At 71.4% G+C, this 6,858-nt stretch carries 8 protein-coding genes; 1 reads left to right on the top strand and 7 read right to left on the bottom strand.

The features are described 5' to 3' along the window. Window positions 1–400: 400 nt before the first annotated feature. A complete protein-coding gene (locus QWZ14_RS00290; protein WP_290314548.1) occupies window positions 401–1,366 on the bottom strand; it encodes a Bug family tripartite tricarboxylate transporter substrate binding protein in 966 nt (321 codons plus the stop codon). A 79-nt stretch (window positions 1,367–1,445) separates the two neighbouring features. Continuing rightward, window positions 1,446–2,333, bottom strand: coding sequence for a LysR substrate-binding domain-containing protein (locus QWZ14_RS00285; RefSeq protein ID WP_290314547.1), 888 nt, complete (start codon window positions 2,331–2,333; stop codon window positions 1,446–1,448). Window positions 2,334–2,430: 97 nt separating this feature from the next. Between QWZ14_RS00285 and QWZ14_RS00280 the strand changes: the two genes are divergently transcribed. Further along, window positions 2,431–2,637, top strand: coding sequence for a DUF1127 domain-containing protein (locus QWZ14_RS00280; protein ID WP_290314546.1), 207 nt, complete (start codon window positions 2,431–2,433; stop codon window positions 2,635–2,637). Window positions 2,638–2,649: 12 nt separating this feature from the next. Here QWZ14_RS00280 and QWZ14_RS00275 read toward each other — a convergent pair whose 3' ends face one another. From QWZ14_RS00275 to QWZ14_RS00255, 5 genes are all read right to left on the bottom strand, one after another. Continuing rightward, window positions 2,650–3,663, bottom strand: coding sequence for an ABC transporter ATP-binding protein (locus tag QWZ14_RS00275; protein ID WP_290314545.1), 1,014 nt, complete (start codon window positions 3,661–3,663; stop codon window positions 2,650–2,652). Then, the gene (locus QWZ14_RS00270) at window positions 3,660–4,712 is read right to left on the bottom strand and encodes an ABC transporter ATP-binding protein (RefSeq protein ID WP_290314544.1); all 1,053 of its coding nucleotides are present in this window, start codon (window positions 4,710–4,712) and stop codon (window positions 3,660–3,662) included. The genes QWZ14_RS00275 and QWZ14_RS00270 overlap by 4 nt, the downstream gene beginning before the upstream one ends. A 371-nt stretch (window positions 4,713–5,083) precedes the next feature. After that, entirely contained in the window at window positions 5,084–5,209 is a 126-nt protein-coding gene (locus QWZ14_RS00265; RefSeq protein ID WP_290314543.1) for a hypothetical protein, read from the bottom strand. Then, entirely contained in the window at window positions 5,206–5,346 is a 141-nt protein-coding gene (locus tag QWZ14_RS00260) for a hypothetical protein (protein WP_290314542.1), read from the bottom strand. The genes QWZ14_RS00265 and QWZ14_RS00260 overlap by 4 nt, the downstream gene beginning before the upstream one ends. A gap of 121 nt (window positions 5,347–5,467) precedes the next feature. Beyond that, window positions 5,468–6,775, bottom strand: coding sequence for a UDP-glucose dehydrogenase family protein (locus tag QWZ14_RS00255; RefSeq protein WP_290314541.1), 1,308 nt, complete (start codon window positions 6,773–6,775; stop codon window positions 5,468–5,470). Between the last annotated feature and the right edge of the window lie 83 nt (window positions 6,776–6,858).

Genomic DNA, 6,858 nt, shown 5'->3' with positions numbered 1-6,858 from the left:
ACACTTCCAAAACCGATAAAGTTTTAAAAGAACAAAGCCATCCGGCGAACCCGATGGCAAATCACCCAGCGAATGCTTCCCTTCCCTTCGCAGGTGCAGGAAACCATCGCTTGGCAATCGGTACCGAGCCTCAATCGGGGCAGCGAGTTTGGCGTCTCCGCCGGTCCTCGTCAACCTCGACTGCGTCGCGGTGCCCAGCTTCTACGCCCCGGGCCGAAGCGGGTCAACACCCCATATTCTCGTTCCGCCAAGCCGTCCGATAGCGGCCCGGCGGATATCCAACCCGCTCAATTCATTGAATTTTTTACAAGCCACTATCCACCCTGGCCGCCCGGCACCGTCAAGGCCGCCGCGGGTCATGTGAATTTTTCTGTGCCAGGCGCCGCCGCCGCCGGCCGGCTCAGCTGTCGGCGCGGATGTTGTTGTCGCGGATCACCTTGCCCCAGCGGTCGATCTCGGCAGCGAGGAAGCGGCTGCACTCCTCCGGCCCGGTCGCCTTCACGTCGCACCCCTGCTCCTCGATCCGCGCCCGCACCTCGGGATCGGAGAGTGCCTTGGCCAGGGCCTCGCGCATCTGGCGCTGGATCGGCTCGGGCGTGCCGGCCCGTGCGAGGAAGGCCCACCAAGTCGGCGCGTCGAAGCCGGGGAAGCCCTGCTGCGCGAAGGGCGCCACCCCCGGCACGTGCCGGCTCTCGGTCGCGGTGGTCACGCCGAGCGGCCGAAGCGTCCCGGCCCGGATGTGCTGGCTGATGATGACCACGTTGGACATGAACAGCGGCACCTGGCCGGAGACGGCATCCTGCACGGCCGGCCCGCCGCCGCGGTAGGGGACGTGCACCAGGCCGAAGCCGCCCTGCTGCTGCAGCAGGGTGGTCGAGACATGCGCCAGCCCGCCCACGCCGGAGCTGGCGAAGCTGACGGTGTCCGGCGCCGCCTTCGCCGCGGCGACCACGTCCTTGAAGGTCCGGTAGGGGGTGCTGCTGTGCGCCACCAGCGCCAGCGGCCCGGTCGCCACCAGGCTGACCGGGGAGAAGGCCTCCAGGGTCTTGTAGGGCAGCCGCATGAGGGTCTGGTTGGTCGCCTCGTTGTCGTAGGCGAACATCCAGGTGTAGCCGTCGGGGGCGGACCGCGCCGCCTCGATCGCGCCGATCGAGCCCGAGGCGCCGCCGCGGTTCTCGATGATGACCTGCTTGCCCAGCGCCTCCGAGAGCTTCGGCTGGAACAGCCGGGCGATGGTGTCGGTCGAGCCGCCGGGAGGCCAGGGAACGATCAGCCGGATCGGCCGGTCCGGCCAGGACTGCGCCCGCAGGAGGGACGGCACGGCGAGGCCGGTGGCCGTCAGGGCCAGCAGCGAGCGACGGTTCATGGGCAGGATTCTCCCGGAACGGCTGGGCCTGGTTCGACCCGATTGCGATCTGCCCAGATGCACCCGTTGCGGGCGCCGCTCAAGCCCGCATCCGCGGCTCGAAACTGGTCTCCAGCCGGAAATTCTCCTCGATGTGCTGCGCCAGCGCTTCCGCCACCGCGGTCTTCGGGCCGCGCAGCAGACCGATGGCGAAGTCCGGCAGCGGCGGCAGCCCCTCGGCCGCGCCCAGCTGGCGCAAGCCGTCCGGCAGCGGCGCCGGCATCGCCACCGTGATCGCCAGCCCCGCCAGGGCCACCGCCAGCGAGCCCGACAGCGAGGCCGCCGTATAGGCCATGCGCCAGGGCAGATCGGCGCCCTCCAGGGCGGCGATCGCCGCATTGCGCCAGGTGCAGCCATTGGAGGAGAGGGTCAGCGGCAGCGGCCGGCGCCGCGCCAGTGCCTCGGTGCCGACCCAGAGCAATGGCCCCCGCCACAGCCAGCGGACCCGGGCGCCCGCCGGCTCGTTGCCCTCGGAGAGCAGGGTGAGATCGAGCTCGCCCGCCGCCAGCCGGTCCACCAGCTCGTTCGAGGGGGCGCAGGTCACCTCCACCTGCACCGCCGGATGGCTGGCCGCGAAGCGGGCCAGGATCCCGGGCAGCCAGCGGATGGCGTAGTCGTCCGGCGAGCCGAGCCGGACCGCGCCGGCCACCGCGGGCTGGCGGAAGGTCGTGTGGATCTCGTCGTGCAGCGCCAGCAGCCGCCGGGCGCGCTCGAGCAGCCAGAGCCCATGCTGGGTCGGCTCCACGCCCCGGGCGCCGCGCAGCAGCAGGGGCTGGCCCAGCGCCTCCTCGAGCCGGCGGATCTGCATCGAGACGGCGGACTGGGTCCGCCCGACCGCCTGGGCGGCCCTGGTGAAGCTGCCGCCCTCGGCGATGAGCACGAAGCTGCGCAGCAGGTCCGGGTCGAGCCCGGGAGGAATGGCCAGCATGGCGCATCATCAGCAACGTTGATGGGCACCGTCAATGCAATTCGTTTTCCTTATTCCGACCCCGGCGCCAGCTTAAGGCGGTGAGGAGTATCCCGTCATGCCCATCCTGAACGCCCGCATCCCTGCCCTCTGGCTCCGGCCCGCCGCCCCGGCGCTGCCCGGCTTCCGCGCCATGCTGCGGGCCGCCCTCACCCGGCGGCAGCTGGCGGCGATGGACGACCGGATGCTGAAGGATATCGGCATCAGCCGGGCCGATGCCCTGCTGGAGGCGGACCGCCTGCCCTGGGACCTGACACGCCCTTGAGCGCAGCCTGCCTTACGGCAGGTTCGGCACCAGGATGCAGCGGGCGCTCCGCCCCGGCATCGGCGAGTTCGGCGGCGGGACCCCGGCGAGGCAGGCCGGCTCCGCCAGTTCGCAGCGCGGCGCGAAGGAGCAGGCGGTCGGCAGGGTCTCGAGGCTCGGCGGCGCGCCGGGGATGGTGGTCAGCCGCTGGCCGCGCATGCCGCCATGCACCGTCGCGCCGAGCAGCCCACGCGGATAGGGGTGCAGGGGCGCCTTCATCATGGCCGCGACCGGCCCTTCCTCGACCACCCGCCCGGCGTACATCACCGCCACCCGATCGGCGATCTCGCCGGCGACGCCGAGGTCGTGCGTCACGAAGATCACCCCCATGCCGAGCTGTTCCTGGAGCTTGCGCAGCAGCAGCAGCACCTGGATCTGCACCGTCGCGTCCAGCGCCGTGGTCGGCTCGTCGGCCAGCAGCAGCTTCGGCTTGCAGGCCAGCGCCACCGCGATCATCGCCCGCTGCCGGAGGCCGCCCGAGAGCTCATGCGGATAGGCCTCCAGCCGGCGCTTCGCCGAGGGGATCTGCACCAACTCGAGCAATTCCAAGGCCCGCGCCATGCCGGCGGCGCGGGAGGAGCCTTCGTGCCGCACCACCGTCTCGGCGATCTGCTGACCGATGGTGAAGACCGGGTCGAGCGCGGTCATCGGCTCCTGGAAGATCATCGCCACGTCGCTGCCGCGGAAATCCTGCAGCTGGCCCTCGTTCATCGCCTGCACGTCGCGGCCGGCGACCTCGATGCCGCCCGTCACCCTGGCGTATTTCGGCAGCAGCTTCATCAGCGCCCGCAGGGTGACCGACTTGCCCGAGCCGGATTCGCCGAGGATGCAGAGCACCTCCCCCGCCGCGAGGTCGATGTCGACCCCGTTCACCGCATGCATGGTGGCATCGCGGGAGACAAAGCGGACCGAGAGGTCCCGCACCTTCACCAGTGGGGTGGCGGCGGCCGTGGTGGTGCTCATCGGGCGCTCCAGGATCTCGCTCATGCCGCCAGCCTCCCGGCCTGGGAATGGCCGCTGCCCGGCTCCGCCATGTGGCAGGCCGCCTCGTGGCCGCCGCCCATGTCGGTCTGCACCGGCTCGCGCGCGGCGCAGACATCCTCGGCGAAGGGACAGCGGGTGCGGAAGCGGCAGCCGGAGGGCGGGTTGATCGGGTTCGGCGGGTCGCCGGTCAGCGGCGGCTCGGTCCGCCGGGTCGCCGGGTCCATCGACGGCCGGCTGGCCAGCAGCGCCCGCGTATAGGGATGCGCCGGGCGGTCGTAGATCGCCTCCACCGGCCCCTGCTCCACCACCTGGCCGAGGTACATCACCAGCACCCGGTCGGAGATGTACTGCACCACGTTCAGATCGTGGCTGATGAAGACATAGGTGAGGCCGAACTTCTCCTTCAGATCCACCAGCAGGTTCAGCACCTGCGCCTCGACCGACTTGTCCAGCGCCGAGACCGGCTCGTCCAGCAGGATCAGCCGCGGCTGCAGCGCCAGCGCCCGGGCGATGTTCACCCGCTGCCGCTGGCCGCCCGAGAGCTCATGCGGGTAGCGTCGGGCGAAGGTGGCCGGCGCCAGCCCGACCGCCGCCAGGATCTCATGCGCCCGTGCCCGCGCCTCGCTGGGCGAGACGCCATGCACCTTGGGGGCGAAGGCGATGCTCTCCTCGATCGGCAGGCGGGGGTTCAAGGAGGCGTAGCTGTCCTGGAAGACCATCTGCACCTGGCGGCGGTATTCCTTCAGGGTGATGCCGCCGGTCGCCACATGCTGGCCGACCGCCTCCCCGTCGAAGACCATGCTGCCGGCGTCGGGGTCCATCAGCCGCATCAGCAGCCGGGCGGTGGTCGACTTGCCGCAGCCGCTCTCGCCGACGATGCCCAGCGTCTCGCCCTTGCGGACGTTGAAGGAGACGCCGTCCACCGCCCGCACCGTCGCCACGGTGGACCCGAACAGCCCGCCGCGGATCGGGAAGTGCTTCTTGAGCCCGGTGAGCAGGAGCAGCGGCTGTGCCGGGCCGCCGCGGTCGACGAAGGAGGAGGTGCAGGTCATGCGCCTCGTGCAGCAAGGGCCGTGCCAGCCCCCTGCCCGGCGGTGGAGGCTCCTGCCGGCGGGGGCGCTGCCCGCTTCCTGGGCAACGCCGCCGCGGGCCGCCGGTCTTGCGGGCGGCCGTGGCCGACCTGGGCAGGGCCGCAGGGGCCGGGGACCATCGGCGGCCGGGACGACGGCCGCAAGCAAAGCCATTCGGCCACCGACGACGTGCCGGCCCGGCGCCGATCCCCGCCTGGCACTGCACCGGCACCGGGCCCCGGCGAGCCCGTTCGTGCCAGGGTTCGCGGGCAGGACGACGGCAGAGGCATCGCCCCCCTCGTGGCCGACACCCTGGGTGGCGAATGAGGCTCCCGGCCTACAAGGGCCGCCTGTCAGGCCTTCGACGCACGGGCGAGGTCCAGGATCGTCTTGGCCGAGAGGACGGCCATGCCCCCCAGGGCGGTACCGGCGCCGAAATGCAGCGTCGCCAGGACCGGCAGGTAGAGCAGCGCGATCATGACCGCGCCGCCTTCCGCGCCGCGCCCGCCAGCAGCGCTGCGCCGGCGAGCCCCGCGCCGAAGGCCATGCCGCCGGCCACGGAGAGCATCACGACCAGCCCGGTGACGATGCCGGGCGGCGAAAGCAGGCGAAGCATGGGCGTCTCCATCCAGAACCGCCGCATAGATGGAGCGGACCGGCGCTCCCGTAAGCCCCGCGGCGGCCGGATGCCGCACCCGGCGCCATTCGGGCGCCGGGCATCGATGCAGGCTCGGCCGTCAGCGCCGGCCGACGCCGAAGTAGCGCAGCCCGGCCTCGCGCATCGCCTCCGGGTCCCAGGCGTTGCGCAGGTCGAGCACGGCATCGCCCTGCATCGCCTGGCGCAGCTTCTCGGGTGCCATGGAGCGGTACTCGTTCCACTCGGTCAGCAGCACCACCGCATCGGCACCCTGGATCGCCTCGAGCGGCGAGGCGGCGAAGGCGATCTCGGCGGGCAGCATCTGCCGCGCCTGGCCGAGCTGCGGGTCATGCGCCGTGATGCGGGCGCCCGCGGCCAGCAGCCGCGGCAGGATCACCAGGCTCGGCGCGTCGCGCATGTCGTCGGTCTCGGGCTTGAAGGTGACGCCGAGCACGCCGATCGCCTTGCCGCGCACGTCGCCGCCCAGCGCCGCGATAACCCGCTCGGCCATCGCCTCCTTGCGGGCCTCGTTCACCGCGATGGTGGTCTCGACCAGCTTCATCGGCGAGCCCGCGTCGCGCGCCGTCATCGCCAGGGCCAGCGTGTCCTTGGGGAAGCAGGAGCCGCCGTAGCCCGGGCCAGGGTGGAGGAATTTGCGGCCGATGCGGCCATCGAGGCCCATGCCGCGGGCGACGTCGTGCACGTCGGCGCCGACCTTCTCGCAGAGGTCGGCGATCTCGTTGATGAAGGTGATCTTGGTCGCCAGGAAGGCATTGGCCGAATACTTGATGAGTTCCGCCGTCTCGAGGCTGGCGGCGACGATCGGCGTCTCGATCAGGTACAGCGGCCGGTAGAGCCGCCGCAGGGTGGCGAAGGCGGCCTCGTCGTCGGCCCCCAGGACCACCCGGTCCGGCCGCATGAAATCCGTGATGGCATTGCCTTCCCGCAGGAACTCCGGGTTGCTGGCGACATGGATGGTCAGGTCCGGCCGCACCCGGCGGACGATCTCCTGAATCTTGCGCCCGGTGCCGACCGGCACGGTCGACTTCGTCACCAGCACCAGCCCGTCCTTCTTCGCCGCGCGGGCCACGCCCTCGGCGGCGGCATAGACGTATTGCAGGTCGGCATGGCCGTCGCCGCGGCGCGACGGGGTGCCGACGGCCAGGAAGACGCAATCCGCCCCCTGCATCGCCTCGTCGAGGTCGGTCGTGAAGGCGAGCCTTCCATCGGCGTGGTTCTCGGTCACCAGCCGCTCGAGCCCGGGCTCGTAGATCGGGATGATGCCGCGGCGCAGCGCCTCGACCTTGGCAGGGTCGGTGTCGACGATGGTCACGTTCACGCCGAATTCGGCAAAGCAGGCGCCGGAGACCAGGCCCACATATCCAGCCCCGAGAACCGCAATCCGCATCTCGACCACTCCACTGCAACTGGGAGGTGCCTAGCGCACCGCCACCCGCGGCGCAACGAAACCATGGCCCGCCGCCGGCCGCA

Source organism: Paeniroseomonas aquatica, from assembly GCF_030409335.1.
In the GTDB taxonomy this organism is placed as follows: domain Bacteria; phylum Pseudomonadota; class Alphaproteobacteria; order Acetobacterales; family Acetobacteraceae; genus Belnapia; species Belnapia aquatica.
The sequence above is the reverse complement of the archived record's forward strand: the minus strand, read 5'-3'. Positions and strand labels throughout refer to the sequence as shown.